This is a genomic window from Xanthobacter sp. BG11Y11_SDJG (assembly GCF_057364445.1).
This window is the reverse complement of record NZ_JBNFNU010000847.1, coordinates 1-667: the sequence shown is the minus strand read 5'-3', so window position 1 is coordinate 667 and position 667 is coordinate 1. Positions and strand designations below refer to the sequence as shown.

The following is a 667-nucleotide window of genomic DNA, read 5'->3' as shown; positions in this document are numbered from 1 at the left end:
AACAGCGCCAGCCTCGATGGTCGCCGTGGGCGGCGGCGCGGGATCGGGCGGCAAGGGCGAGAAGGTCGTCGTCAACAATGGCAGCGCGACCACCCAAGGCGTGAACATCACCACCCTCGGCACCGGCTCGAACGGCCTGGTCGCGCAGTCCATCGGCGGCGGCGGCGGCAAGGGCGGCGCCGGCACCTCGTCGAGCGCCGTCACGGGGCGCGTCGTCCACCGCCACGCTGACGGTGGGCATCGGCGGCAATGGCGGCTCGGGGAAGTCGGGCGGCAACGCCTATGTCACCACCGTCGGCGGGACCATCGCGACCGGCGCAGACCATGCCTCCGGTATCGTCGCCCAGTCCATCGGCGGCGGCGGCGGCATGGCGCTCGCGACCCATGCGGCGGCCGACGGCACGAAGGCCGATGCGGCCGTCAGCGCCACCCCTCGGCGGCTCGGGCGGCTCCGGCAATTCCGGCGCCACCGCCTCGGTCCAGAAACGGCGCCGAGATCATCACGTTCGGCACGTTCAGCTACGGCATCCTCGCGCAGTCCATCGGCGGCGGCGGCGGCAAGTCGGGCACCTCCGGAACGCGCGAACGGGGGACACGGCGGGCGTCGGCCTGAGCCTCGCCGGATCGGGCGGCGAGCGGCGAGCAACGGCGCACAGCCACGGTCTCC

General features: G+C 74.1%; 1 pseudogene. It reads right to left on the bottom strand.

Going from position 1 to position 667, the window contains the following annotated elements:
* A pseudogene (locus AC2W7M_RS26915) lies at window positions 1–204 on the bottom strand (hypothetical protein); the annotation flags it as partial.
* Window positions 205–667: the final 463 nt, after the last annotated feature.